25 protein-coding genes and 1 tRNA gene are annotated in these 24456 nt (G+C 60.2%); 12 read left to right on the forward strand and 14 right to left on the reverse strand.

From position 1 onward, the window contains the following. The first annotated feature begins 216 nt into the window (after positions 1 to 216). Together AC3G88_RS03660 and AC3G88_RS03665 are read left to right on the forward strand one after the other, a co-directional pair. Positions 217 to 1014 (forward strand): AadA family aminoglycoside 3''-O-nucleotidyltransferase, encoded by a 798-nt coding sequence (locus tag AC3G88_RS03660; RefSeq protein ID WP_488770771.1) that lies wholly within the window; start codon positions 217 to 219, stop codon positions 1012 to 1014. A gap of 244 nt (positions 1015 to 1258) precedes the next feature. Beyond that, on the forward strand, positions 1259 to 2290 hold the full coding sequence (locus tag AC3G88_RS03665; protein WP_488893114.1) for a site-specific integrase: 1032 nt from the start codon (positions 1259 to 1261) through the stop codon (positions 2288 to 2290). A gap of 73 nt (positions 2291 to 2363) precedes the next feature. Here the strand turns inward: AC3G88_RS03665 and AC3G88_RS03670 are convergent, their stop codons facing one another. Then, positions 2364 to 2858, reverse strand: a complete 495-nt coding sequence (locus tag AC3G88_RS03670) for a hypothetical protein (RefSeq protein WP_488893115.1) — start codon at positions 2856 to 2858, stop codon at positions 2364 to 2366. 391 nt (positions 2859 to 3249) lie between these two features. Between AC3G88_RS03670 and AC3G88_RS03675 the strand changes: the two genes are divergently transcribed. After that, on the forward strand, positions 3250 to 4134 hold the full coding sequence (locus tag AC3G88_RS03675; protein ID WP_488893116.1) for a hypothetical protein: 885 nt from the start codon (positions 3250 to 3252) through the stop codon (positions 4132 to 4134). 685 nt (positions 4135 to 4819) lie between these two features. Then, a complete protein-coding gene (locus AC3G88_RS03680; RefSeq protein WP_488893153.1) occupies positions 4820 to 5233 on the forward strand; it encodes a DUF4145 domain-containing protein in 414 nt (137 codons plus the stop codon). Positions 5234 to 5886: 653 nt separating this feature from the next. On the opposite strand, the gene AC3G88_RS03685 is transcribed toward AC3G88_RS03680, so the two are convergent. From AC3G88_RS03685 to AC3G88_RS03725, 9 genes are all read right to left on the reverse strand, one after another. After that, positions 5887 to 6321, reverse strand: coding sequence for a hypothetical protein (locus AC3G88_RS03685; protein WP_488893117.1), 435 nt, complete (start codon positions 6319 to 6321; stop codon positions 5887 to 5889). Positions 6322 to 6530: 209 nt separating this feature from the next. After that, positions 6531 to 7052, reverse strand: coding sequence for a hypothetical protein (locus AC3G88_RS03690; RefSeq protein WP_488893118.1), 522 nt, complete (start codon positions 7050 to 7052; stop codon positions 6531 to 6533). Between the two features lie 722 nt (positions 7053 to 7774). Continuing rightward, a complete protein-coding gene (locus tag AC3G88_RS03695) occupies positions 7775 to 9496 on the reverse strand; it encodes a VapE domain-containing protein (RefSeq protein ID WP_488893119.1) in 1722 nt (573 codons plus the stop codon). A 206-nt stretch (positions 9497 to 9702) separates the two neighbouring features. Continuing rightward, positions 9703 to 9924 (reverse strand): hypothetical protein, encoded by a 222-nt coding sequence (locus AC3G88_RS03700; RefSeq protein ID WP_488893120.1) that lies wholly within the window; start codon positions 9922 to 9924, stop codon positions 9703 to 9705. Positions 9925 to 10212: 288 nt separating this feature from the next. Next, positions 10213 to 10791, reverse strand: a complete 579-nt coding sequence (locus AC3G88_RS03705) for a hypothetical protein (protein ID WP_488893121.1) — start codon at positions 10789 to 10791, stop codon at positions 10213 to 10215. Positions 10792 to 10818: 27 nt separating this feature from the next. Next, entirely contained in the window at positions 10819 to 11019 is a 201-nt protein-coding gene (locus tag AC3G88_RS03710; RefSeq protein WP_488893122.1) for a hypothetical protein, read from the reverse strand. A gap of 142 nt (positions 11020 to 11161) precedes the next feature. After that, positions 11162 to 11611, reverse strand: coding sequence for a hypothetical protein (locus AC3G88_RS03715; protein ID WP_488893123.1), 450 nt, complete (start codon positions 11609 to 11611; stop codon positions 11162 to 11164). A 2-nt stretch (positions 11612 to 11613) separates the two neighbouring features. Beyond that, positions 11614 to 11751, reverse strand: a complete 138-nt coding sequence (locus AC3G88_RS03720; RefSeq protein ID WP_488893124.1) for a hypothetical protein — start codon at positions 11749 to 11751, stop codon at positions 11614 to 11616. Then, positions 11748 to 12020, reverse strand: a complete 273-nt coding sequence (locus tag AC3G88_RS03725) for a helix-turn-helix transcriptional regulator (protein WP_488893125.1) — start codon at positions 12018 to 12020, stop codon at positions 11748 to 11750. The genes AC3G88_RS03720 and AC3G88_RS03725 overlap by 4 nt, the downstream gene beginning before the upstream one ends. A 257-nt stretch (positions 12021 to 12277) precedes the next feature. Here AC3G88_RS03725 and AC3G88_RS03730 point away from each other — a divergent pair, with 257 nt between their 5' ends. From AC3G88_RS03730 to AC3G88_RS03750, 5 genes are all read left to right on the forward strand, one after another. Further along, on the forward strand, positions 12278 to 12943 hold the full coding sequence (locus AC3G88_RS03730) for a hypothetical protein (protein ID WP_488893126.1): 666 nt from the start codon (positions 12278 to 12280) through the stop codon (positions 12941 to 12943). After that, complete coding sequence (locus AC3G88_RS03735) at positions 12943 to 13203, forward strand: hypothetical protein (protein WP_488893127.1); 261 nt, start codon at positions 12943 to 12945, stop codon at positions 13201 to 13203. The genes AC3G88_RS03730 and AC3G88_RS03735 overlap by 1 nt, the downstream gene beginning before the upstream one ends. Before the next feature lies 1 nt (position 13204). Continuing rightward, on the forward strand, positions 13205 to 13756 hold the full coding sequence (locus tag AC3G88_RS03740) for a hypothetical protein (protein WP_488893128.1): 552 nt from the start codon (positions 13205 to 13207) through the stop codon (positions 13754 to 13756). Positions 13757 to 13810: 54 nt separating this feature from the next. Continuing rightward, the gene (locus tag AC3G88_RS03745) at positions 13811 to 15919 is read left to right on the forward strand and encodes a lytic transglycosylase domain-containing protein (RefSeq protein WP_488893129.1); all 2109 of its coding nucleotides are present in this window, start codon (positions 13811 to 13813) and stop codon (positions 15917 to 15919) included. Between the two features lie 128 nt (positions 15920 to 16047). Then, positions 16048 to 17007: a hypothetical protein gene (locus tag AC3G88_RS03750; protein WP_488893130.1), complete on the forward strand. Its 960-nt coding sequence runs from the start codon at positions 16048 to 16050 to the stop codon at positions 17005 to 17007. Between the two features lie 300 nt (positions 17008 to 17307). Here AC3G88_RS03750 and AC3G88_RS03755 read toward each other — a convergent pair. The 4 genes from AC3G88_RS03755 to AC3G88_RS03770 all read right to left on the reverse strand — a co-directional run bounded on the left by AC3G88_RS03755 (position 17308) and on the right by AC3G88_RS03770 (position 19547). Beyond that, positions 17308 to 17382 (reverse strand) — tRNA-Val (locus AC3G88_RS03755). Between the two features lie 115 nt (positions 17383 to 17497). Further along, positions 17498 to 18235, reverse strand: a complete 738-nt coding sequence (dnaQ, locus tag AC3G88_RS03760; RefSeq protein WP_488770408.1) for a DNA polymerase III subunit epsilon — start codon at positions 18233 to 18235, stop codon at positions 17498 to 17500. A 50-nt stretch (positions 18236 to 18285) separates the two neighbouring features. Then, positions 18286 to 18723, reverse strand: a complete 438-nt coding sequence (gene rnhA / locus AC3G88_RS03765) for a ribonuclease HI (protein WP_153945351.1) — start codon at positions 18721 to 18723, stop codon at positions 18286 to 18288. 23 nt (positions 18724 to 18746) lie between these two features. Further along, positions 18747 to 19547, reverse strand: a complete 801-nt coding sequence (locus tag AC3G88_RS03770) for a class I SAM-dependent methyltransferase (protein WP_488770407.1) — start codon at positions 19545 to 19547, stop codon at positions 18747 to 18749. 10 nt (positions 19548 to 19557) lie between these two features. Between AC3G88_RS03770 and gloB the strand changes: the two genes are divergently transcribed. The 3 genes from gloB (at position 19558) to AC3G88_RS03785 (ending at position 24415) form a co-directional block, all read left to right on the forward strand. Continuing rightward, positions 19558 to 20358 (forward strand): hydroxyacylglutathione hydrolase, encoded by an 801-nt coding sequence (gloB, locus tag AC3G88_RS03775; RefSeq protein ID WP_488770406.1) that lies wholly within the window; start codon positions 19558 to 19560, stop codon positions 20356 to 20358. A gap of 179 nt (positions 20359 to 20537) precedes the next feature. Further along, positions 20538 to 22250, forward strand: a complete 1713-nt coding sequence (locus AC3G88_RS03780) for a transglycosylase SLT domain-containing protein (protein WP_488770405.1) — start codon at positions 20538 to 20540, stop codon at positions 22248 to 22250. A gap of 182 nt (positions 22251 to 22432) precedes the next feature. Continuing rightward, positions 22433 to 24415 (forward strand): propionate--CoA ligase, encoded by a 1983-nt coding sequence (locus AC3G88_RS03785; protein WP_488770404.1) that lies wholly within the window; start codon positions 22433 to 22435, stop codon positions 24413 to 24415. Positions 24416 to 24456 lie beyond the last annotated feature (41 nt).

Consider the following 24456-nt stretch of genomic DNA (forward strand, 5'->3'; position numbering starts at 1 on the left):
GTTGGCGGCGCATGGCGGATACCGTTTTCTGAGTGATTTATTGGGCACTCTATTGCGAATCGGTGTGTGGCTATGGTAGACGGGCCATTTCGCTCGAATCAAATACTGATTCCCATTGTCTCTAATATTTATCCGAGGCGCGCGTGACGCCTTGTGTTCGATGGCCGTATGCTTGCCGGGTGAAATCTGACCAGAAAGAGTCTGTCGATGACCGAGATGGCACGCACGATCGTTCCCGTAGACATTACCGAGCAGACCTTGCTGGCATGCGCGGTGATCGCGCGACACCTGGGCGGCACGCTGATGGGCGTCCACCTGTTCGGATCAGCCGTCGAAGGCGGATTGAAGCCGTGCAGCGACATCGATCTGCTGGTAATCGTGCGGACACGGCTTGAAGAATCGGCCAAGTGTGCATTGATGCGCGATCTCTTGACGATCTCTGTCCCGCCGGGCACCGACGCGCGGTGGCGCGCGCTGGAAGTCACCGTGGTTGCATGCGATGAGGTCGTACCCTGGCGCTACCCGGCCAGGCGCGAAGTCCAGTTCGGCGAATGGCTCCGCACCGATTTGCAGGCCGGCATCGTCGAATCGCCAGTTCTTGATCACGACCTGGCCATCCTGCTGACGAAGGCGCGCCAGCACAGCGTGGCACTGGTAGGGCCCTCGGCCGAGACGCTGCTCGATGCCGTCCCCCTTCAGGATTTCCACCGCGCGCTGCGCGATACCGCCGCGCAGTGGAATGCCGACGCGGATTGGAAGGACGACGAACGCAACGTCGTGCTGGCACTGGCCCGCATCTGGTACAGCGCGGCCACCGGAAAGATCGCCCCCAAGGACGTGGCCGCGACGTGGGCGCTGGAGCGGCTGCCCGAGACATTCCGCCCAGTCATGATCGCGGCGAGGGCAGGGTATCGGGAGGATGGGCCGGCCTCGGCCCTCGCCGACGCGCGGCAGGTGGAAGCGTTCATCCGCTTCGCACGGACCGCCATTGATGAAATTCTTGGGTGTAACTGACGGCGCGTTTGGCCGATGCAGGGATCGGCGCCGATGCCCAGGCCAAAACAAAAAGCCCAGCATCGCTGCTGGGCTTTTTGACGAATCTGGTGGGTGGTACAGGGATTGAACCTGTGACCCCTGCCGTGTGAAGGCTGTTCTCCAAGGCTCAAGAACTGAGCTTTAACCTTTCTGAATCAATCACTTAGCTTCGCTATCCCATAGCTGTTTTGCGTTCGGGACTCTTGACCATGGACGCACAAAAATGGCTACCATCTCCAAGCGCATAAGCAACTCTGGCGAAATCACGTATCAGGCAAAATGCCGCCGCAAAGGCTTTCCGACCAAATCCAAGACGTTCCGGATGCTGTCAGACGCCAAAGCATGGGCGCGGCAGGTTGAACGGGCTTACGACACAGGCGAGGCTCTGGGCGTGCCGGATCGAAGCGCGCATGCCGCAACGACCGTGGGCGATGTGCTGAAGAAGTACCGAAACGATGTCTGCCCAGCTCTAAGGGGCGGTCTGATCGATCAGGAGCGCATTGACAGGTGGCTTGCCGCGAAATGGACCAAGACACCGATCCTCGATCTCACCCCGGCCATCCTCGCCAAGTTCCGGGACGACCGTCTGAAGACGGCTGGTGCCGGGACGGTTCTGCGTGAACTCAACATCATCCGGTCCGCGTTGAACCGGGCTCGTACGGACTGGGGCATCCCCGTGCCTGAGTGCAAGATCACCCGACCGAAGGCACCAGCCGCGCGTGACCGTAGATTGAAGGCGGGCGAGTTCGAGAAGCTGATGACGGGATGTGAGCGTGCCCGGAATAAGCAGTTGCGGCCTGCCGTGATACTCGCCATCGAGACAGCCGCACGTCAGGGCGAACTGCTCAAGTTGACATGGGCGCACGTTGACATGGTCGGGCGTGTGGCACGGTTCCCTATCACCAAGAACGGCACGCCGCGCACCATTCCGCTATCGACACGCGCGATTGAGGCGCTGACAGAGTTGCAGTTGGACCGGCCCGACAGCGCAGGCTCACACCCAAAGTTCGGGCACGTCCTGTGGCGGTATGCGAATGACCGTAGCTCGCTGAAGCACGCCTTTGCGCGGCTGACGAAGCGGGTAGGGATCGAAGGATTGCGCTTCCATGACTTGCGGCGAGAAGGTGTGTCACGGATGCTGGAGAAGGGGCTGAATATCGTGGAGGTGTCGCAGGTCAGCGGCCACAAGACTCTATCCATGATCCAGCGTTACGCCGCGCCGCGACCCGAGGATATTGCGCTGAAGCTAGGCTGATGCGTAGTTGATCGAGCCGCACGTCCTGTTCGTGGTATTGACCCCAAGCTGGACGTGCGGCCTTTCTGCCTACCTACTTCCTCCGCTTCTCCCTCCAGAGGTAGGCCGGTGCATCCTTCCAGTCGGCACGGATGAACTCGAAGCGCTGACCGTACGGGCGTGTGAAGCCCTTGGCGTCCCTTGGATACGCCCACCCCAAGGACAACAACCTGCCTTCCTCATCCTTGGCCACGCACCCTTCGCCACGATATAGGTTGTCCTGCCCTTGCCACAGTGTGTAGAACTTCAGCCCTTCTAGCGGAGACGAATGCGGCCTTGTTGTCTGGAGGAGGCACGCCTCGCTGTCGCTCATGTATGCGACTGATTTGCCCTCCACAAGGACGGCCACGCTTTTGATATTGCCAATGGTGCGCGGAAGGTTTCTGTAGATGGTCGCTGCATTGCTGTGATCCACCGGAACATTCGAGCGTTGGTCTGGCTCGACCGGATAGGCGTTTGCGTTTGATACCGGGCTGAGCCCAAGGCACGCCGCCAGCATTGCGGTCCCGACTGCCGTCTTGTAGTTCACAATCTTCTCCGTTCCTGAAGTGTTCTTAACGCCGCAATTATTGGCGGTTATGCCGCGCGTGGCATCCACTGCGTTGGTAGGGAGTAGGCAACCGCCTTCCTTTGGTGGTAATCAAGCGCGCTTACTGACGTTCATAGTTGTCTCAGACGGAGATTTTCAACGTAAAAGTGTCGTATGAATAATATTTTTAGGCTGGAAACGTCTATGTGCCGATGTACAAACGATAACAAGGACTGATTCGCCTTGTAAAAGTGCTTTATAGATATCAATAAGTATGTCGTGGCGAATACATGTTCGGCTGACTGGAATTGGTTGAAGCTATGTTTCGTAGCGGGGCTGGCAAAACTGAAAAAACCAGTGTAGAGTCCACACATCGCATAGGAGGTGAACAATGAGCGACGTGAGAAAGAAAAGCCCCAGAGCCCCCACAATGGCCTTACAAGACGCGCTTGATCGCGTTGAGAAGGTCTATGCGGCGGAAGGGCGTCACGCGGCGCCTTCCGACCTCATCGCACAGGCCCTGGGCTATAAGAGTGCAGCGAACGGGGCTGCCGCGCAGGCTATTGCATCCCTGCGCTACTACGGGTTACTGGAGCGCCCGAAGGACGGGCACTTGGCTGTGTCTAAAGACTATGAGGCATACAAGTTCAACCCGGACGAGGCGCAGAAGCAGTCGCTGCTTATCGGGTGGCTGCGCACGCCGCCCGTGTTTTCATCGTTGCTCGACAAGTACGATGGACGGCTGCCTTCCGATGCCAACATCCGATACGACCTGATCAGCATGGGTTTTATTCCGGCTGGCGCAGATGCGTATGTCAGCGTGTTTAGGCGTTCGGTGGATTTCGCGCGCTATTTCGAGCAGGTCGCTCAAAGATCCGATCTAGAAGATCAACTTGGGCAGGTGGTCCCAGAACGTGAGCCGGTAGAGTTCGACGAGGTGGCACGGGACCAAGTGCCGGGCCACAAATGGCTTGAGGGTGGTTATCAGGGGAGGCATGTGCACCTGCTACGCCCGCAAGCAAGGTTTGCTGGCGGTGCTCATGTTGACCAAATCGCTGATGCAAACGCGATGACTGCGCTGCAACAACCACCCACTGGTTTTGCTGGCGGTCAACCGATGCCAGACGCGAATCCCGACGTAATCCGTGTTCCGATACGGCTGCCGAAGGGCCGCTGTGCGTGGCTGGAGTTACCCATCCCGTTCTATGAGTCGGATAAGGCACGGCTCAAGGCAATGATTGACATGCAACTGGCGGACGACACGGATGAAGCGTAGGCCGCGTCTGCAAAGAAAAAGCCCCACGCAGTTGGCGCTGCGTAGGGCTTTTGATCTCCCATGTGACTTAGACCTGTCCAAAGGGAGGCCGGGACAATCCCCAGCAAGGAAACCCATTATTGGGTTGAGGGTTGCCGGTGTCAAGTGGGTCCGGTTTAGGAAAGACCAGAAATGGCCGACACCAACCGACCCGCGCCTCCGGGATTTCGCTGGGTTTGCTGCAAGTGCTTTAAGCACTGGCGTAGCGGCAAGCTTGTGTACCCGAAGAACGCGGACTGCTTCATGTTCCTGGTCCGCGCAAAGTAAAACGCGCTGAACTGGAATCTCCGAGTAACCCTCCATGCCCGGCAGAGTTAGGGACTCTGCCGGGGTTTTCCTCGTCCAAGTCGAACGCGAATTGCCGCGTATGAAGCAGGAGACTACTGTGCAGGTCCGAAACGAAAGGCGGCGTGTTTTCTGCAATACGTGTTCCTCTGAGTCATTCCACGCGGTATTGCATCAGGCATTCCAGCATTGGGAAGAGGAAGATCCTGATGGACGTGGCCAAGTAGAGCACACCAACTACTGGATGCTGCAGTGCTTGGGCTGCGATAGCGTTAAGCTGCAGGAAGAATGGTCAATGCTTGGTTCTCCGCCGGTGACAACCTATTACCCGCCAGCTAGGTTGCGAAAGGAACCCGAATGGATGATCAAGTGGTGGGTGAGCTCTGCCCTGAATAGCAATGGCGCGCTCCCAATATGTCGTGAGGTATATCGGGCGCTTCAGAACGATCAGCCGCACCTAGCTGTAATGGGCGTACGGGCTGTACTTGAGCTCGCAATGATCGACAAGGTTGGAGCCGACCAGCAGAACTTCGCAAAAAACCTTGAAGCCCTGTTTGCCGCTGGGCATGTGTCACGATTGCAGAAGGATCGCCTCAAGTCTGTACTAGACCTGGGCAGCGCGACTATCCATAGAGGGCACTCACCGTCCAAGGAAGACATCAACACTTGCGTTGACATCATGGAGCACGTTATCGAGTCGCTCTACATCCATGAAGAAGACGTTAAACGGATGGCGGAACGGGTGCCACCACGACCGAAAGCGGATAAGCAGTGAAGACGGCAACCGCCTTTGGAGGGCGGTTGTAATTACTGTCCGTGCCGAGCGGAATCAACCGGTGTCGGCCCCAGCGCTGGCGCGCGGGACTCAGGAGGGACTGGCCGCGGTTCGCGGTAAGCCGAATACTCCTTTCCGAAGGTGGTGATGCAAGAGGCGGCAATAGAGGCCGCTGCCGCGCAGATGGCAACCACAATCGGCACCCGGGTGGTCCTGCGCGTGTTTACGGTCGACACTTGCCGGTCGTGAAGGTCAGTCGCCATCTCCATTAGCTTTGCTGTTGTATCTGGCGAGAGTGGCTGCCTCACTTCAGTGCCATCATCCTTTGTGACAACGTCTTGGGTGTATCTTGCGATCAGGGAGATGTTTGGCCGCCTGTCTTCATCATCAGGATCGGGAGTCATTACCCGGAAGAACTCCCGATGTTCTCGTCCAATAGTGATCCAATCCGCAGCGCTTTGAGGCTCTCCTTGCATCTCCTCCACAAGCCCGGAATTTGAGCGCTTAGTCTTCGAGGAAAGAGCAAGTACCTGAATCAGCGCAAGGACATCGGCCAGACGGCCATCTCTCAAATATTCCCTGTTCTTTGACATCGTTCGACCCGTTTATGTTGTCCGGCAAATGTACAACACAACGGTGTTGGTCAGGTTGCGTCAGCCCAACGGGATGAGCTCAAAGTGATATTCCACGCCTTCCCAGACAAACGTCTCTGAGCGCGACGCCTTCAGTTGCATCCGGAATCGAATGTGTTTTGCGTCAGGCAGGCCGTGCTCGGCAAACGCCGTGCGCACTGATCTGAATTCACACGACTTGCCCTCAACGGTGCAACGCACGCCATCTCGTGTGATTCGCGCCGCAGCCACATCGGCATCTTTCCACGACTCTGCAATGGCCTCCTTGTGCCGATTCGCGGACTCCATGCCACGAAAGCGCGGATCAAACGTCTCTGCCTTAGGCAAATCAACCTTTGGCACCTTCCCCATGTCATACAGGTGCGATGGCAACGCAGCCATATCGCTAATCGAGAGTAGGGCGGCGCTGAATCCCGGCTGGTTCAGGTTGTCAACGGTCCACGCGAATGGGTTCATGGTTGGTGCTCCTGTCAGGGGCCCGTCAAACGCACCCTGCCTCCGAAGGGCGGTTGCTTATGGTGCGAAAAGCTCATGATTGATGGGGCCGGTGCAGAGGTGGAGTAGGGCGCGGGACTTGGAGGGGACGGGCCGCCTGAAAGGACGCCGCGCCTGTGAACGTCGTTCGATGGGATCGGTGTTCTATTGGGCGCGGCGTTGCGGCTGGGTCAATGGGTCGTGGGTCGCGGTTCGTTCGCGCCTGTCGCGCGGTCATGTGTCGGCGATGGGTCCGTGGCCTGTGCTCCGGCAGGCGGCGTGCCTTCGGTCCTGTAGAACTCGTCCAGGGACATGCCGCGACGTGTATTGCCCTTCTCATCCACGATGGTGATGCTGTGCAGCACGTTGAGCTCCTTCACGGCAGAGATGCGAGCAGAGTGCTTGGCAGCAGGGTCGCGCAGAATGGCGAGCAACTCCCACGTGGCAATCTTGTCGTTCCACAGGCCGCTGTTCTTGGCCTCGTGGAGACGGCGCTTGATGTTCTCGCGCACCCACGGGTTGTGTTCGATTTCGTGGATCTTCAGGTGCCCGTTGTGCAGCGCGTTCTCTTGTCCGAATACGCGCAGAAATGCCAACTGGGCTGAGTATCCGTGGACGCGGTAAGTTACGTACTCGTGGAAGTAGTCCGGATTGAGCTTGGCAAATTCGGGGTCGCCGAACTCGGATGCTGGGATGCGGGTGATGGTGCTCATGGTCATTGGCGCTGGGCCTGCCGCGCTTGTGTTCTGCGTACGCGAGCGAGTATGTCTGGCGCTAGTGTCCGCCGCGAGATGGCTGAGTGTTCGTGGGCGCTCGGCCTTGCCGCGTGCAGTTCGATCCGCGAACGTGTTCGGATTGGCGTTGGGCGATGAGCCGCGAGTGACTGTCGGTGTGCTGATGGGAGCGGTCCAGCCGCACGGCTGGTGGATTGGGACAATCCAGAATGATCAGTGGTTGTGCCGTGAATCTGCTTCAAATCTTATTAAGGTAGGCCGCTGCCATAAGGTATGAGTCTTACCTTAACGGTGAACACTGGAAGCCCAATAGAATCAAGGGCCTTTCCCTTCATAAGGTATTAAGGTATTAAGGTAATGAATATTTAAAGAATCTATAGGAAAGACGTACACGTTCGCATTACGAATTCTATTGATAGCGTCGCGCCGATAGGTTGGTGCGTACTCCGTATAACCGGGAAGGGTTTTCGGAAGGTAACTTACCTTATGGATTTTTGGATCTGTGAGAGTCCATGCGGCCAAGCCCTACAAGGGATAGCGGGCGCTCCGGTAAGGTAAAACCGCGCGTACTTAACCACGTACCTTATGCGGACGGGCTTCCATTATTTCAAGAATAAGCCTTCAGCCAAGAATTTAGCGCAAAAAAAGGCGGAAACCAGTAAGGATCGCCGCCCATAGCCAGCAGAGTAGAAGCTCAAATTCTAAAATGCATGGTCTTCGCGCATTGATGCATCGGCCATCTGCTTGTTCACGTACTCAAGATGTGCGGCCTCATCCGGATCTTCAGAGCCTTCCTCATCCCTGTCGAATCGGAATTTCTCTTTCAATTCCTCAACTGATATTCCATCAAACACATATCCCGACCTGTTCCCAGTATTCAAATTTTTGACGAATCTCCCGCCGTGACTCGACATCGGTGCCTTCACCGCATCCGGATGCGGGATGCGGGATGCGCCGGATAGCCGCTTGATTGCCGTGCAGATGTCCTCGGCCAAGATTGCGGCTCCGGCGGGCGAGTCGCCACGCTTGCGCTTGTTCCATGCCTTGCCCTTGGTCAGGCACCAGTCCATTGCCGCACCGAAATAATTGTCGACTTCCGACTGGCGCAGGACGCCGCGCGCCTGGCTCATTTCCTTCTCGGAGAATTTCTGTACATCGCGCACTACGCCGCTTGTAAAATCGAGGTAGCGTTGATACCCGTGCTCCTCCATCCAAGCCCTACACTCTGCCATCACTTGCCAGAAGCGGTAGCTGAATCCGCCATCCTCTTCAAACTTCGCCTTGAAGTCCTTGTTCCAAGCCGGCTTGCCATCTTCATCATCAATCTGCCCGCAGAACATTGGATAGAAACGCCGGTTGCCCGTCTCATCACGGTGGAACCCGTCGTAGCTATTGCCGTCCATTACGATGATCCACTGGCGCTGCTGCAGGACATGCGGCTCGTACTTCTGGTCCATCATGTCTGCTTCTAGCGGAATGAATGCCTTGACCTTGCCAAGGTCCGCCTTGCTGAGGCCGACCATCTCACCGATGTTGGCGATGACGCTGTGGCCTGTGATGGATCTCAGGAACGTACCATTGCCGATGGCGGCAAGGTCCAGCAGCGCCACGTTGGCGTCTGGTCCGATTACCTCGCGGCAGATCAACTTTGAGAAGTTCGATTTGCCTGCGTTCTGGCCACCGATGAGCGACAGGACAATGGGGGCGTAGCAGCCCGGCCGCATGATGCGGTTGTACAATGACAGCCAGAAGTACATGCCGACTTTGCGATTGAGGCCGTCAGCATCGTCAAACGGCTCCATGATGTCGATGATGAGTGTTTCTAGCCGCGACTGGCCATCCCATTCAGGAATCCTCCTTGTGAACCGATACTCCAGATCATTCATGCGTTCGTCGAGAATCCAATCACGGTACGCGCTGCGGACGTAAGGAGACTTCAACCCCTTGATCCCGGCCATGGACAGGGCAGCCACCAACTCCTTCACTGACGTGTGGCCTTCCAGCGGCACCCCTTCGTGCGTGATCGTCCGGCCACGGAACGTATCGAAGTGCGGGCGCTCAGGGAGTTCGCTGCCGAACAGTGCATCAAATACGGCCCACAGGTTCACATCCGACAGCAGCGGCTGCATAACGGTCATCCCGCCACTGTTGACGGGCTTCTCTTCAGGAAAGTCGATCGCACCGACTTTGACTAGCTCCTTTGCGCGCTTCACCAGGTCAGAATGAGCCAGTCGTACTTGGGCGGCCGCCTCGTCCCCTTGCGCGGCGTTTTCAGCCAGCCTCAGCGTGGCTCGTTGAGTCTCTGCTCGTCCGTGCTCGAATCCGTCTTCTTCGCCCCACGGCGCAGAGAGATCATCCTCACCCTCCACCGGCAAGCCAGTGTGTTCACTATTTTCGTTGCCGCCTACATTTTCTGCCGCCACAATTAGCTCCTGAATTGCACAGATAGTTGAATTGGAGCCGCCACGGTTTAGCCCGCCGTTGCGGCTTTTCTTTTTGCGTATTCGACTGTCTGAATGCTGTATCCAAGAGTCTGCGAATCACGCCCATGGACTGGCCGCGCTGTGGGCCTGTCTTGGGTTCCGGGAATCCGCCCGGAGGATCGGTCTTACAGTGTTCCTGTGGGCCGTTACGGCTGGCCCTGTCCTTCCTCTTGCCCGCGTCCGTCCTTGTACTTCGGCACGCGCCCTCGCTTCATATCGAAGTCGCGGCGAACGAACGGCACCGGATTGCCATCTGCTACATGCGCCAGTGCGTGGCGGATGTAATCGGACAGCGAGAAGCCTTGAGACTTGAGAGCCTCAATTGCTCGCTGGTTGATCGTCGGGTCGATGGAGTATGTGGATTTCATCGGTCGCTCCTGTTCGGTGGAACCTATTTTCCGCTGTGAAGCACGCCTTGGAGTGTCTATGTGGCATGTCAGCGACGGACACACAGCCACGTACGATGTTCACTGGCGTGCAGTACGATTTCTGTGTTACGGCCAATCCCGGCTGTAGCAAGCCAAAGGTTCAGTTCCGGTTCCGACTGGCTGTACGTCCGCCTCGCACCTACTCCGATTTGCGCCGCGCAGTGTCGGTTGTTCATCTCCCCTCAAGGGTGACTTCCGGGGTTGCGCGGCCTCCTTTTTCCTCCTGCATCACAATCCCTTGCTGTTCGCGCTGGCGCTAATGCTTGCAGTCTTCTTGCCCGGTTGCGCCATGTACTCTGGGGCCTCCGTGTACTCGATCCACAGCACGCGGTCGCCATAGTGCGGGTCGAAATAGACAGTGGGCAGCGGATGAACGTCCTTGGGGCTGTCGGTGACCTCGCACCCCGTCTCCATCGCATTCGTCTTCTCGTTCATGAAGGCGACAGCCAATCCGCGCGCATGGCCGGCACCAATTGCGGCCGCGACATCCCCTTTCAAATCCTTCAGGCGGCAGCTATGCCTGAGCACGTATGCGTAGGTGCCAGACCCGACATCCGAATACAGGATTATTTCGGCACCTTCAGGCAATCGCGCATAGATGGTTCTCATGTCGTTGTGGTCGATGGGCGGCAAGTCTGCATCCTGGTCTCTTTCCGTTGATCGGGTGCCCATGCCGTACTTCTCCGCCATCACCTGCGCCACGTACGCCTTGAGGGCAGGGTTCAGGTCCATTGTTCGATCCATGACTTCATGCAGAAACCACCACAATGTGGCGATCAACGCCAATCCCAGAATCGCCTTCTTCATCTACGTCTCCTTGATGTTGACGCGGCGTTAGCCGCAATAGTTGCGAATCTCGGATTCAGCCTCATGCTCTGCATCGCGGTTGCGGATGCGCTTGACGGTATTGCTTCCGACAATTCGTTGCGCTTTGCTGTGTGCAGAATGGACGCGATCACGGCGCGCCCGGTCAGTCAGTTTCCTGTTGAGGCCGCGCTGGCTGAGTTCTTTCTTGTATGCGAGGGTGTTACTCATGGCCGTACATCCTTGGTGTTTCGGAGTGATCCGTTGCCAGGAACATAGGCCGCGCTCATACTCCTCTTGCGCTCGCATCGTTCACTCCTGAGTTGGTTGAGGTCGAAGGCCCGATAGTCACAAGCTGTTGGGCCTTTCTTCTTCAGTGCGGCACGACATGGCCGTTGGCGGCAATCTGCGCACGTACCATGGCCAGTTCTGTCTCTGCGGCCTTTCGTGTTGTGAGGCGCTTTCCGGTTCCTGCGATCTGCTGCAATTCCTGTTCGGCATCCTTCACCGTCCACACCGGCTCACCGTGCAGGAATGCGCCCACGCCCTCATGCACTTCGATGGCCGCCATGTTGGCCGCAACGATCGGTTGCACGGTCAGGTCCATCTCTTGGAGGAGGAGGGGAACAACAGTTGTGTGGCGTTCCAGCGTCACGATTGCGGCAAACGCAGTGACCCAGGCATCAAGGGGATGCACGCCCTTCGTACGTTGCAGCGCATACACACCGATGCGGTCCATGTGGTTCTCCTCCATGTACGCAATCAGCTGATGCACGCGTTCGAATTCCACGCTGTTGTCGCTGTTCAGATAGGCGATAGACATAGTCACTGCTGCCTCCAGAATGGATTGATGGCCTGAGCCAGTTGAAGTAGGGCGGCCTTGGGAAGCCAGCAGGCGATAGCTAGGGCCACCAGCACCGCGACCTGCCCAGCCTCGTACATCAGTTGGATTGCTGCACTCATGCAACCTCCGGGTGGCGGACCTTGAATAGGTCATATGCGGCCTGCGCCTTGATCCAATCGGACGCGAGGTTATCCGGATGCGGATACGCCTGTTCAATGGCAAGTGCATATGAGGCGGTGATCGGACGGGCGTTGCTGAGCAAACGGTACACCGTGATGCGGTCCACGCCCATGCGGCTGGCGAATTCTTGTCTGGTCACGCCTACCTTAGAAATCAGCGCCGCAAGCATTTCGCCCGGAGTGACAATGTGTTTCTGCGTATTTGACATTGCATTTCCTTTTCAATTATTGGCTGCACGAACGAATTATCGGTTAATCCTTTTGTATCCGACTCGGAGACAGTGTTCGCAGTGTTCCGTCTATATAGAGGCTGTAAAGCCGCATAGATATAGGGTTGCAGCGCGACGTGCTTCTGGTGTGTACGGTATGAATGTATCTAAAACGGATACTATTTTCGTACGCCTTAACGCGACAACAGGCCAATTCAATTCAATTCAAATAAAGTCGCATAACGGAGTTAAACCAAATGCGTAATTCTGATATTCAAGTAATCGGGCGAGACCTCACGCTGGCACCTTCCGACTTCGCACAGGATTGGGTTCTTCGCCATCTGGCGGGCCTCAAGGCGCTCCGTATCTACGTGGAACTCCGCGTGCGCGGCCACGGTACGGTGGACAGCTTCTATACGGCGTTTCGCGAGACGTTCAATGGTCACCCGGATGCAGTGAACACAGCAATGGAAGCCTTTGAGGCCAGCGAGTTCTATGGCCGCTGCCTGCGTCTCGTGCGTGCGGAAATCCCGGCAGATGAACTCGCCAAGGAATGGGCCGCACGCGCGGAGGAGTTCACGGTTATGTCGCGACAGCACGCCATGTCGATCAACCTGAGGCTGCCGGCCAATGCTGGTGAGGTGTTCGGCAAGTGGTCAGACGACTGCAGCGTGATGCCCAATGAGTACGAGCAACACCACCGTACGCGTGACGAGGAGGCGATGGCCAGCCTGGCTCAAGAACAAGAGCGGAAGAAGCGCCGCGACCGTATGGAACGCGCCGCGCAGTCCGGAGGCGATCACGCGGCTATGGCACACAAACGCAGAGAATCCAATTTGTGGCGGCAAGCGCCGCGCGATTTGCGCAACGACACACGCCACGGCCCCGTGGTGAACGATCAAGGCGTTGCGGTTTTGTATTGATGAGCAAGATCAACGCCGCGCTGATGGCCCACCTTCCTGCTTTGGTCGGGGAAGCGCAAGCCTTCACGCGCGTTGAACTGAATGGCTGCATGCGGCGAATCGTCTCCCTCCGCGCTCTACGTGAAGCGGGATACCGCCTCCGGCTGGACCTTCGGTACACAGGCGCGGAGATGGACGAGGCAATGAAGACGCTGGGTTGCGAGCGCATCCAACCGGCACGCCGCGTGCAATACGACCTCACACGATTCCGGAGTCTTTGAAATGCTCGAACAACACTATCGCCTCATAGGCGAACGCACCGAAGCCATCTTGATGGATGGCCGCGTCTTCCCGAAGGGCACGCTGATCGAATTCACCAACATCTTTGACCGGCGGCCTGCTGTGGATTCGGACCCATCGCAGATCAGGCACAGCTTGGGCATGTTTGTGGACATCTTTCTCGATGGCTCATCAACCTGCACGATGGCACCTAAGGTGCTGTTCTGCGTGAAGGCAGGAAGTGAGTCGGAAGCAGACCTTTTGGCCGCAGCTAGTGCGCAACGGCTTCGCGATGAGGCGCTGATGTACGTGAAGCACACGGACGGCTCAGTGTACGAGTTCAGCGTGGGCCGCTTCGTCATCCACCCCGTTGAGCGAGATATTGCCGCCCACTTCCGCCAAGTACGGCAGGTCAGCGCGGCTGTGTACGAGTCTCTGCGTGGGCCGCGCGATGCTGCAGAGGAGCGTGTGTTCAAGAACGAGGCTGACCCTATTCGACACGATGCGTTGTGGGCCGACTTCCAGCCGGAGCCTGAGCAGGCCGCGACCATTTGACCGACTCTCCACCCAGACCACGCCCAACCTTTAATCAAAGTTCAGGAGTAGCAAATGGCAGATGGGCTTGACAAGTTCGTGCTCGCCTACACAGTGGAGCTCAAAGATTCCATTGCGCGGCTGGAGAAGCTCAACCAGAAGGTTGATGACGTAGGCAAGAGATCGAAGGCTGCTGGTAGCGGCCTAAAGGAGTTCGCCAAGGGCGCGGCTGATGAAATCGGCAAGCTGGTTCCGGGTGTCAACGCGGTCACGAGTGCCGTGTCTTCCATGGGCAAGTCCTTCGGTGTGGCCGCGCTCGCAGTCGGCGCGCTGGGTGCAGGCGTGGCATCGTTGTTGAAGCTGCGAAACCAGTACAACGAGCAGCGTCTAGTCGGGCAGGATGTTGGTGTCTCCGGGATGCGCATTGAAGAGTACCAACGCAAGTTGCAGAAGAACGGCGCAGGGTATGTAACGCGTGAACAGACGGCAGAAGCCGTCCGTAGCATCACCAGCAAGGCCAGCGCGGCGTATGCCGATCCGACACGGATTGGTGCCGATGCGAAGCTGTTCCAGATGCTTGGCATCGATGTCGGGAAGCCCGGCAAGGGGTCGCGCTCGGGCAATGCAATCATCGGTGATGTCGGCAAAAAGTTTGCCAGCGGCACGGAAGCGCAGGCGCAGGCATGGGGCGCCCAGCTTGGGCTATCTCCGGATATCAGCAAGGCCATTCGTAAGGCCGGTGCATCGATGGGGACAGTCACGGAAATGACCAACGAGGAGGTCCAAGGCCGCGCCAAGGCTCAGCAACAGTTGGACAAGTTCAACGACGCGACCGCGAAGCTGTCAGAACAGTTCCTGCGCCTGTCCAACCAGCTTGCCGAGAAGCTGTTGCCTGCCGTGACCGCCATCACCTCCTTCTTCGTTGATGAGCGAAAGAAGGAGACGCCTGAGGAGCGTGCGGCCAAGGCCGTGTCAGGCCAAGCCGGTAAGAATGCCGCGAAAGCGCAGCGCGACCGTTGGGCCAATGACCCGCGATACCGCACTGAAGAAGATGCGGAGCGTGAGAAGAAGGAGCGCGACGCGGCGGAGGAAAAGGCCAAGGCTGATGCAGAGAAGGCCAAGACTGAAAAGGCAAACGCAGAAAAGAACCAACAGGCTGCAAATGAGACTGTAGACGCGGCGGACGAACTCGCCAAGGGCGGGAAACAGGCCACGGACGACTTCCAATTGGCCATCAACATGTTCAGCGGCGCTGTATCGGCGTTCTCCAATGCTGTGGATGAGCGCCAAGCCATGGCCGCGTGGGCGGGGGAAATTGGTAAGGCAGCGGGACTCGGTGCCACGGGTGCGGCAGACGGCGCGAAGGTATCTGGCAACACGCAATATGACGCCTTCTTTGAATCCGCGAGCAAGAAGACCGGTGTGCCCGCCGATCTTCTCAAGCGCATCGCAGGCGTTGAATCCACCTTCAATCCGAATGCCGTCAGCGGTGGCGGAGCGCAGGGCCTCATGCAACTTATGCCGGCCAACTCCAAGGCATTCGGCATTACGAATCCGTTTGACCCCGAACAGAACATCCATGGCGGTGCCCGTCTGTTTGCAGAATACATGCGCCGCTCTGGCGGTGACACGCGGCAAGCTCTGATGATGTACCACGGTGGCTTGGACAAGTCCGGATGGGGCGCAAAGACGTTGGCCTATCCGGATAAGGTGCTGGGGTTCGGTGGTGTATCCGCGCGCGGCGAGTCGAAGGCAAATATCCGCCTCCGTCAAACGTACGAGAACCTTGCCAAGAACCTCGGCGTGGACCCGCGCCAATTGCAGATGGGCGGCATCAATCGCGGTGACGTCACGTGGCAGGCCAACCAGATGGAAGCCGGGCTGCAGAACAAGATTTTCCAACTTCACCAGCAAGTGAAGCAGGCGAATCTCCCCAAGACGGAATACGACCGGATCAAGCGGGAGATCAACGATCAGTCCATTGCGTTGAACACCCTTCGTGAGAATCGCGGCACGGTCGAAAACAAGGCGCGTGAGGGCGGGCGTTCCATCACGGTCGGGACGATGCCGATCACCGTGAACTTCAACGGCCAGCAGAACGCTAACCAACAGCAGATCACCGATGCCGTTAAACAGGGCTGCATTGATGCGCTCAACCAATGCCAAACCGGCAACAAGCTGTGAGGCCGGGCGCTAAGTGTTCGTGGGCTTCGGCCCTCTGAACACTCGTCATCGGTACGCTCGAAGGGTGGCGGCGAGCGCAACGAACCGGCCACCGATCCAACCTCAAACAAGCCAATCAGGAGTAGGAAATGAAGCAATCGAATACCCAAGCCGGGCGCGAGTTCCATGCGTTTGTGACCGACTCGAAAAATGGATGCGTGCTCCGTCTCAACGGTGATGCCGGTGACCTTCAACTGCAGGTTGCGGAGAAGTTGATGAAGGAACGCGGTCTGGATCTTTCGTTGGCAATGGATATGGCAGGGCAGGCGGTGAAACAGTTTGCGATGGACCACATCACTAACGCTCCCAATCCAACGGGCAATGAAGCCAATGCGTCCAAATGGATTGCAACCAAGGAGGAGCGCGAGATTGCCGCAAAGCACATGGCAAAGATGGTGGCCGAACAACAAAAAGCTGACCAACTAGCCAATGCGGGCAACATCAGCGGCCTGAATGCAAGCACCGCAGGCGTCACCGCCACAGTCGAAGGCACCAGCCCGCGTCAGCCCGGCGAAGGCATCGTGCAGGATGATGGGGTGGATGTGGAATCCCTGCGAAAGACCATTGCTGTGGTCGAGCAAATTCTGGCTGCTGTGAAGTCGGTTGCGGCAAAGCGCACGGGTTCAAGCACCGCAGCCACCGGCGCATCTACCGAAGATGATCAAGGCGGCGGCGGTGAAGGACAGGCTGGTGCAACCGGTGAACGCTACGACCAGGCCGCGCCCAGCTTGCAGAATCCGAACAATGCCATTGCGCAGCGTCTGGACAACGAAACGGAGAAGGGCATGGATGCAGAGGAGGCCGCCCTGAGCGAAACCGCGACCATGCTGGAGTCGATGGGTGCGCAAGACGCGGCGTTTAACGCGCGCCAGCAAGCCAACCGTGCTCGCGTACTCAGTGGCCTGAAGTCGAATGCCCGTGCTGATGTCGCTCGGTTCCGTTCGAAGTCGGGCAAGGTGATGGACGCCTCCATTGATGCAGCGGAGGGCGCGATGCGCGCGGCAGGCATCCAGATTCCACGCCGTGGCTTCGCGTTCGTGCCCGGCTGATCGCTTCTCCTGCTCGGCAGACAGACCGCCTTCGGGCGGTTTTTCTTTTGGCCGCTAGTTCTGACCGAAATGGGGCTGGAATACAGGCGGAAAGGCGGTTGCTTGGCGCAGAGAGGACCGCCTTATTGAGTCCCGGTAGAATCAAGGTTCGTCCGGCAATTCGGCTGGGCGATAACCCATCCCGAACGTGGACGGCTGAGGGGCGTGGAGGCGCGCTAAAGGCTTGATTGAAGGGGCTGAGAATAGCAAAACGGCCTACGGAAGATTATCCGTAAGCCGTTGATTTTGCTACCAAAATTCTGGTGGGTGGTACAGGGATTGAACCTGTGACCCCTGCCGTGTGAAGGCAGTGCTCTACCGCTGAGCTAACCACCCCTTGCTGCTTCGTCGCCGTTGTTGCTGGCGTCGTGCAGTGGAGAAACGAGATTATGCCGATGGGCCAGTATCTTGTAAAGCCCTTTTTTAACTTTCTTTAAAAAAGTGGTGAGGGCTACTGCACGGTGGCGTCGGCGGGCACTTCGGCCGGGACTTCGATCTTCCAGACGGTCTTGCCGCCGCTGGCCTTGTCCAGTTCTTTGAGCACGCTCAGGTGGGCCGACAGTTCAGTCTCGGTGGCCAGCAGCACCGGCAGGGTCAGGGCCGACAGGTCGGCCGTAGCGCGGGTTTCGCCTTGGGCGGCGCCGGCGTCGAGCATGTCGATGACCAGCGAATTCTGGCCGCGCGTCATGGCCAGGTAGACCTCGGCCAGCAGTTCGGCATCGAGCAACGCGCCGTGCAGCGTGCGGTGCGCGTTGCTGACGCCCAGGCGATCGCACAGGGCATCCAGCGAATTGCGCTTGCCGGGGAACATCTGGCGGGCTTCGCGCAGGGTGTCGATCACATTGGCCACGTGGTCGCGGAACGGGGGCAGTTTGTGAAGCTTGAACTCCATCTCCAGGAAGCCCAGGTCGAACGCGGCGTTGTGGATGATCAGTTCGGCGTCGCGCACGAACTCCCGGATCTCGTGCATGACCTCGGCAAACTTCGGCTTGTCGGCCAGGAATTCCGCGGTCAGGCCGTGGATGGCCACGGCGTCTTCGGGGACGTCGCGTTCCGGGTTGATATAGAAGTGCAGGTTGCGGCCGGTCAGGCGGCGGTTGACCAGTTCCACGCAGCCAATTTCGATCAGGCGATCGCCGGTGGCGTGGTTCAGGCCGGTGGTTTCGGTATCGAGAACGATCTGTCGCATGGGGCAGGATTGTAATCGCCCGGCACGGCTGGGCGACGGATTGCGGAGGGTCAGGCGCTGATCGATTCGACGCCGCGGTTGGCCAGGCGGTCCGCCCGTTCGTTACCGGGGTGGCCGGCATGGCCGCGCACCCAGTGCCATTCGATCACGTGCGGCTGGCGCGCTTCGTCCAGGATCTGCCACAGGTCGGCGTTCTTGACCGGCTTCTTGTCGGCCGTCATCCAGCCGCGTTTTTTCCAGCCGGTGATCCATTCGCTGATGCCCTTCTGGACGTACTGCGAATCGGTATAGATATTGATGACGCAAGGCCGCTTGAGCGCGCGCAGCGCCTCGATCACGGCCATCAGTTCCATGCGGTTGTTGGTGGTCGGGTTCTCGCCGCCGAACAGCTCTTTCTCGTGGCCGCCGGATACCAGCACGGCACCCCAGCCGCCAGGGCCGGGATTGCCCTTGCAGGCGCCGTCGGAATAAATCGTGACTTCTTGCATGGATAAATGGAGGAGGGCCCGGATCAGGCGTCGGGCGTGGTCTTTTGATGTTTGCCGTGCGTGCCCGTGGGGGTGGCCACCGGGGCCGCCACAGGCGCCAGCGTGGGCTTGGCGGTCTTCCACGCCGGGCCCACCAGGCGGATATTCTTGACCCGCTTGACCGCGGAGATCATGTAGACCGAGCCGAAGATCGGCCACCAGCGGTCGCCCGCCTTTTCCATGAAGGCGGCGCGCTGCAGCCAGCGGTCGGTGCGATACGGCGGACAGTAGCAGCCAAAGCGGCCGCGGATGATCTCGAAGCCCAGCAGCTTGAGCCAGTCCTTGATCCGCACGAAGCCGATGGTCTGCGCGTCGCTGGGCAGGAAAGGGGTGGCGCCCAGCCGGTTCAGGCCCTGGCGCGCACCCCACAGGCTCATCGGGTTGAAGCAGGTCACCACCACGCGGCCCTCGGGCATCAGCACGCGCGATACCTCGCGCAGCACTTCGTGCGGGTCCTCGGAAAACTCCAGGATATGGGGCAGGGTGACCAGGTCGATGCTCTGTGTATCGAACGGCAGTTCGTCGAACCGGCACAACAGCTGGCGCGCGTCGGGGTGCGTCTCGCGCGGCCCATGGGGGCCGGCGCGGCCATCGAGCGCCAGCGCCGAGAACGGCATGCGGTTCTCGCGCAGCGTGTCGATGTGGGGCAGCCCCAGCTGCACCGCGTGGTAGCCGAAGATGTCCGTTACCGTCCGGTCATACTGCTGCGACTCCCACCGGAGCATGTACTGCCCGGGTGGCGACGCCAGCCATTCTTCCCAATCTATAATCGGTCGGTTGGACATAGGAGCACACATGTTGAAAGTGGAGCCGATCCCCGCCTTTCAGGACAACTATATCTGGGCCATCCACGACGGCGAAAGTGCCGCGGTGGTGGATCCAGGCGAGGCCCAGCCGGTGGAGCGATTTCTGGCGCAACGCGGACTGGCACTGGGCGCTATTGTAATCACCCATCACCATGGCGATCATCAGGGCGGCGTGTCTGACTTGCTGGAACGCCATCCGGCCGGCCCCGACGGGGCCCCGATCCCGGTGATCGGGCCTGCCAGCGAACGCATCGGACATCGCACCCAGGCCGTGCGCGAGGGCGATACGGTGACGCTGGCCCACCCGGCCGCGACCTTCCGCGTGCTGGATGTCCCCGGCCATACCGCCGGCCATGTGGCCTATGTGGGCGACCTGCCCGGCGCGGGGCGTGTCGTCTTCTGCGGCGACACCCTGTTTGCCAGCGGGTGCGGGCGGCTGTTCGAGGGGTCGCCGGCGCAGATGCTGGCGTCGCTGGACAAGCTGGCCGCCTTGCCCGGCGATACCCGGGTGTACTGCGCCCACGAATACACGCGCAGCAATGTCCGCTTTGCGCAGGCCGTAGAGCCGGGCAATGCCGATCTGTCTGCATGGTCGGCGCGGGTGGATACGCTGCGTCAGGCCGAGACCCCGACGGTACCCACCACGGTGGCCCATGAGCGCGCCGTCAATCCGTTCCTGCGCTCGCGGGAACCGGCGGTGCGCCGGGCCGTGCAGGCGCAGGGCGGCGACGTCAGCAACGATGCCGCGGCGTTCGGCGCCCTGCGGGGATGGAAGGACAATTTCCGCTAATACATTCCAGACGTTTGCGGGCGGGCGCAGGGGTGTGCCGGACCCGCCCGGACGGCCCCGGCCTGCATTTCAGGTATCGCAAGATGTCCAAATTGCATCTTCGGGAAAATCTCATTGACGCCAACCGGCCTTTTCCATAGGATCAGGCGAAATTTTTGGCGTCACTTTCAGAGAACTTAATGCGATTTGGTCGATTTCTGGCGGTAGTTGCGTGTGCCGCGCTGCTTGCAGCCTGCGCCAGCACACCCACTCCGCCTGCCGGCGAGATGGCCGGCACGCCGACCGCCCTGGAATCCGGTCCGCCCAAGGACCCGCTCAACACGCTGAACAGCACCGGTCGCGCCGGCTCGCTTGCCAGCTCCAATGTCGCCAAGGTAGACCAGTCCAGCGTGGACTGGCTGCGCGGGCCGTCGTCCGATATCTGGGGCCGCATCCGCAAGGGCTTTGCGATGCCGGACCTGGAAGGCACGCTGGTCGATGACCGCACGCAGTGGTACGCCGCCCGGCCCGACTACATGGAGCGCATGGTGGGCCGGTCGAGCCGCTACCTCTACCACATCGTGGAAGAGCTCGAGCGCCGCAACATGCCGACCGAGCTGGCGTTGCTGCCGTTCGTCGAGAGCGCGTTCAATCCCCAGGCGGAATCCACGGCCAAGGCGGCCGGGATGTGGCAGTTCATCCCCAGCACGGGCAAGACGTACAACCTCAAGCAGAACATGTTCCGCGACGAGCGGCGCGATGTGCTGGCGTCCACCGACGCGGCGCTCGACTACCTGTCGCGGCTCTATGACATGTTCGGCGACTGGCATCTGGCGCTGGCCGCGTACAACTGGGGCGAGGGTGCCGTGTCGCGGGCCATCGCGCGCAACCAGGCGCGCGGGCTGCCCACGGACTACGCCAGCCTGACCATGCCGAACGAGACGCGGTACTACGTGCCGAAGCTGCAGGCGGTGAAGAACATCATCGCCAACCCGGCCGCGTATGGGGTCAAGCTGCCCGACATTCCCGATCATCCGTACTTCGTGACGGTGACCACGTCGCGCGATATCGATGTGGCGCTGGCGGCCAAGCTGGCCAACATGCCGCTGGACGAGTTCAAGGCGCTCAATCCGTCGTTCAACCGGCCGGTGATTCTGGGGGCGGCCAACCCGCAGATCCTGCTGCCATTCGATAACGCCGAACGGTTCCAGTACAACCTCAATACCTATCGGGGCGGCCTGTCCACCTGGACGGCCATTTCGGTGGACAGCCGCGAGCGCGTGGAATCGCTGGCGGCGCGGCTCAACGTCGATGCCGACACGCTGCGCGAGATCAACCGCATTCCCAAGGGCATGCGGCTGAAGGCTGGATCGACGGTGATGATTCCGCGTACCGATCGCCACGACCAGGACATCAGCGCGTCGCTGGTGGACACCGCGATGCTGGCCGTAGAGCCTGATGTGCCCGATGCGCGCCGCGTGGTGGTCAAGGCGGGCCGCAAGGACACGGTGTCGTCGGTGGCCCATCGCTACAGGGTGTCCGTGCGGCAGGTGCAGTCGTGGAACAAGCTGTCAGGCAGCAAGCTGGTGGCCGGCCAGAGCCTGGTGCTGATGGTCCGCCCGAACTCGCCGGCTGCGGCGCGCGCCGAGCGCGGCGACGATGGCGACGATACGCCCGTCCGTGGCAAGGCTGCGCACGGCAGGACCGTTGCGGCGAAATCGGAAAAAACCGAGAAGGTCGAAAAAGCGTCGGTTTCCAGATCGGCGAAAGCTGAAAAGGCCGAGCCGCGCAAGCGCGTGGTGGTGGAAGCTGCACCGCACAAGGGCGCCAGCAAGTCGGCCAGCAAGCCGGCGCCCGCCGCGCCCGCCAAGCCGACGCCGTCGGCAAAGTCCGCCAAGGGTCACGCTCGCTGATTGGCGATATCCGACCTGTCTGATCCGTCCCCCCGCGCCGCGCGACATCGCAGGCCGCGGGGGGATCGGCACCCACGGTGAGGCCAAACGTCTGGGCCGCCGCGCCGTCATGGTAGATTCTTTAAAAAAGATGGCCGTATCCGTGCCCAAGGGGACGGCGCCGCAAGTCGCTGCGCGATGCTGTGGACAGGCGCCGCGCGATAGCCCATCCCCCTCGGGCCCGGCCGGGCCATCCGCACCGCATTACGACAAACGACAAGCGGAGGAGACACATCATGACGGCAAGCCGTGCCCTGCACGCGCGTTCCCTGTCCGACAAGGCCGGATTCTGGGCCGAACAGGCCGCGCGCATCGATTGGGAAACCCCGTTCGAGCGCGTGCTCGACGACAGCCATCCGCCATTCGCGCGCTGGTTCGTTGGCGGGCGGACCAATCTCTGCCACAACGCCATCGATCGCCACCTTGCCGAGCGGGCCGACCAGCGCGCGCTGGTCTATGTGTCCACCGAGACCGATTCCGAGCGCGTCTACACCTATCGCCAGCTGCACGACGAGGTGAACCGGATGGCCGCCACGCTGCAGGCACTGGGCGTGCAGCGCGGAGACCGGGTGCTGGTCTACATGCCGATGATCCCCGAAGCGATGTTCGCGATGCTGGCCTGTACCCGCATCGGGGCCGTCCATTCGGTGGTGTTCGGCGGGTTTGCCTCGGTCAGCCTGGCCGCGCGTATCGACGATGCGAAGCCCAAGGTGATCGTCAGTGCCGATGCGGGGTCGCGCGCCGGCAAGGTGGTGCCGTACAAGCCGCTGCTGGACGAGGCGATCCGGCTGGCCGGCCATCATCCGGACAAGGTGCTGCTGGTGGACCGCAAGCTGGCCGACATGCCGCGCACCGCCGACCGTGACGAGGACTACGCCGCCTGGCGCGACAGGATGGCGGGCCGCCCGGTGCCGTGCGTATGGCTGGAATCGAGCGAGCCATCGTATGTGCTGTACACCTCGGGCACCACGGGCAAGCCCAAGGGCGTGCAGCGCGATACCGGCGGCTATGCGGTGGCGCTGGCCACGTCGATGGAATACATCTTCTGCGGCAAGCCTGGCGACACGATGTTCACGGCGTCCGACGTGGGATGGGTGGTGGGGCACAGCTATATCGTCTATGCGCCGCTGCTGGCCGGCATGACGACGGTGATGTACGAAGGCACGCCGATCCGTCCCGACGGCGGCATTCTCTGGAAGATCGTCGAGCGGCATGGCGTGAACATCATGTTCAGCGCGCCCACGGCCATCCGGGTGCTCAAGAAGCAGGACCCGGCGCTGCTGCGCCAGTACGACCTGTCCAGCCTGCGGCTGCTGTTCCTGGCGGGCGAGCCGCTGGACGAGCCCACGGCGCGCTGGATCCAGGACGGCATCGGCAAGCCGGTGGTCGATAACTACTGGCAGACCGAATCGGGCTGGCCGATCATCGCGATCCAGCGCGGCGTCGAGGCGTTGCCCGCCAAGCTGGGCTCGCCCGGCGTGCCGGCCTATGGCTATGACCTTCGGATCGTCGACGAGAGTACCGGCGAGGAATGTCTGCCGAACCAGAAGGGCGTGGTGGCCATCGACTATCCGCTGCCGCCCGGCTGCATGACCACGGTCTGGGGCGACGACGACCGCTTTGTACGCACCTACTGGTCGGCGGTGCCGAACCGGCAGTGCTATTCGACGTTCGACTGGGGCGTGCGCGATGACGATGGCTACATCTTCATCCTCGGGCGCACCGACGATGTGATCAACGTGGCCGGGCATCGGCTGGGCACGCGCGAGATCGAGGAAAGCCTGTCTTCCCACCCGGGCGTGGCGGAGGTGGCCGTGGTGGGTGTGCAGGACGCGCTGAAAGGGCAGGTGGCGCTGGGCTTCTGTATCGCCCGCGATGCTAGCCGCACCGGCACCGATGACGACCGCCTGATCTTTGAAGGCGAACTGATGAAGACCGTCGAGCAGCAGCTTGGCGCGGTGGCGCGGCCGGCGCGCGTGTTCTTTGTCAACGCGCTGCCGAAGACCCGCTCGGGCAAGTTGCTGCGCCGGGCCATCCAGGCCGTGGCGGAGGGGCGCGATCCGGGCGACCTCACGACGATCGAGGACCCGACGGCGCTCGATCAGGTAAAAGACGCCCTGGGCTGATTGATGTGGCGAAGGCTCCCCTTTTCTGCGCGGGCAGAGGA

Source organism: Cupriavidus sp. 86D6 (assembly GCF_057815095.1).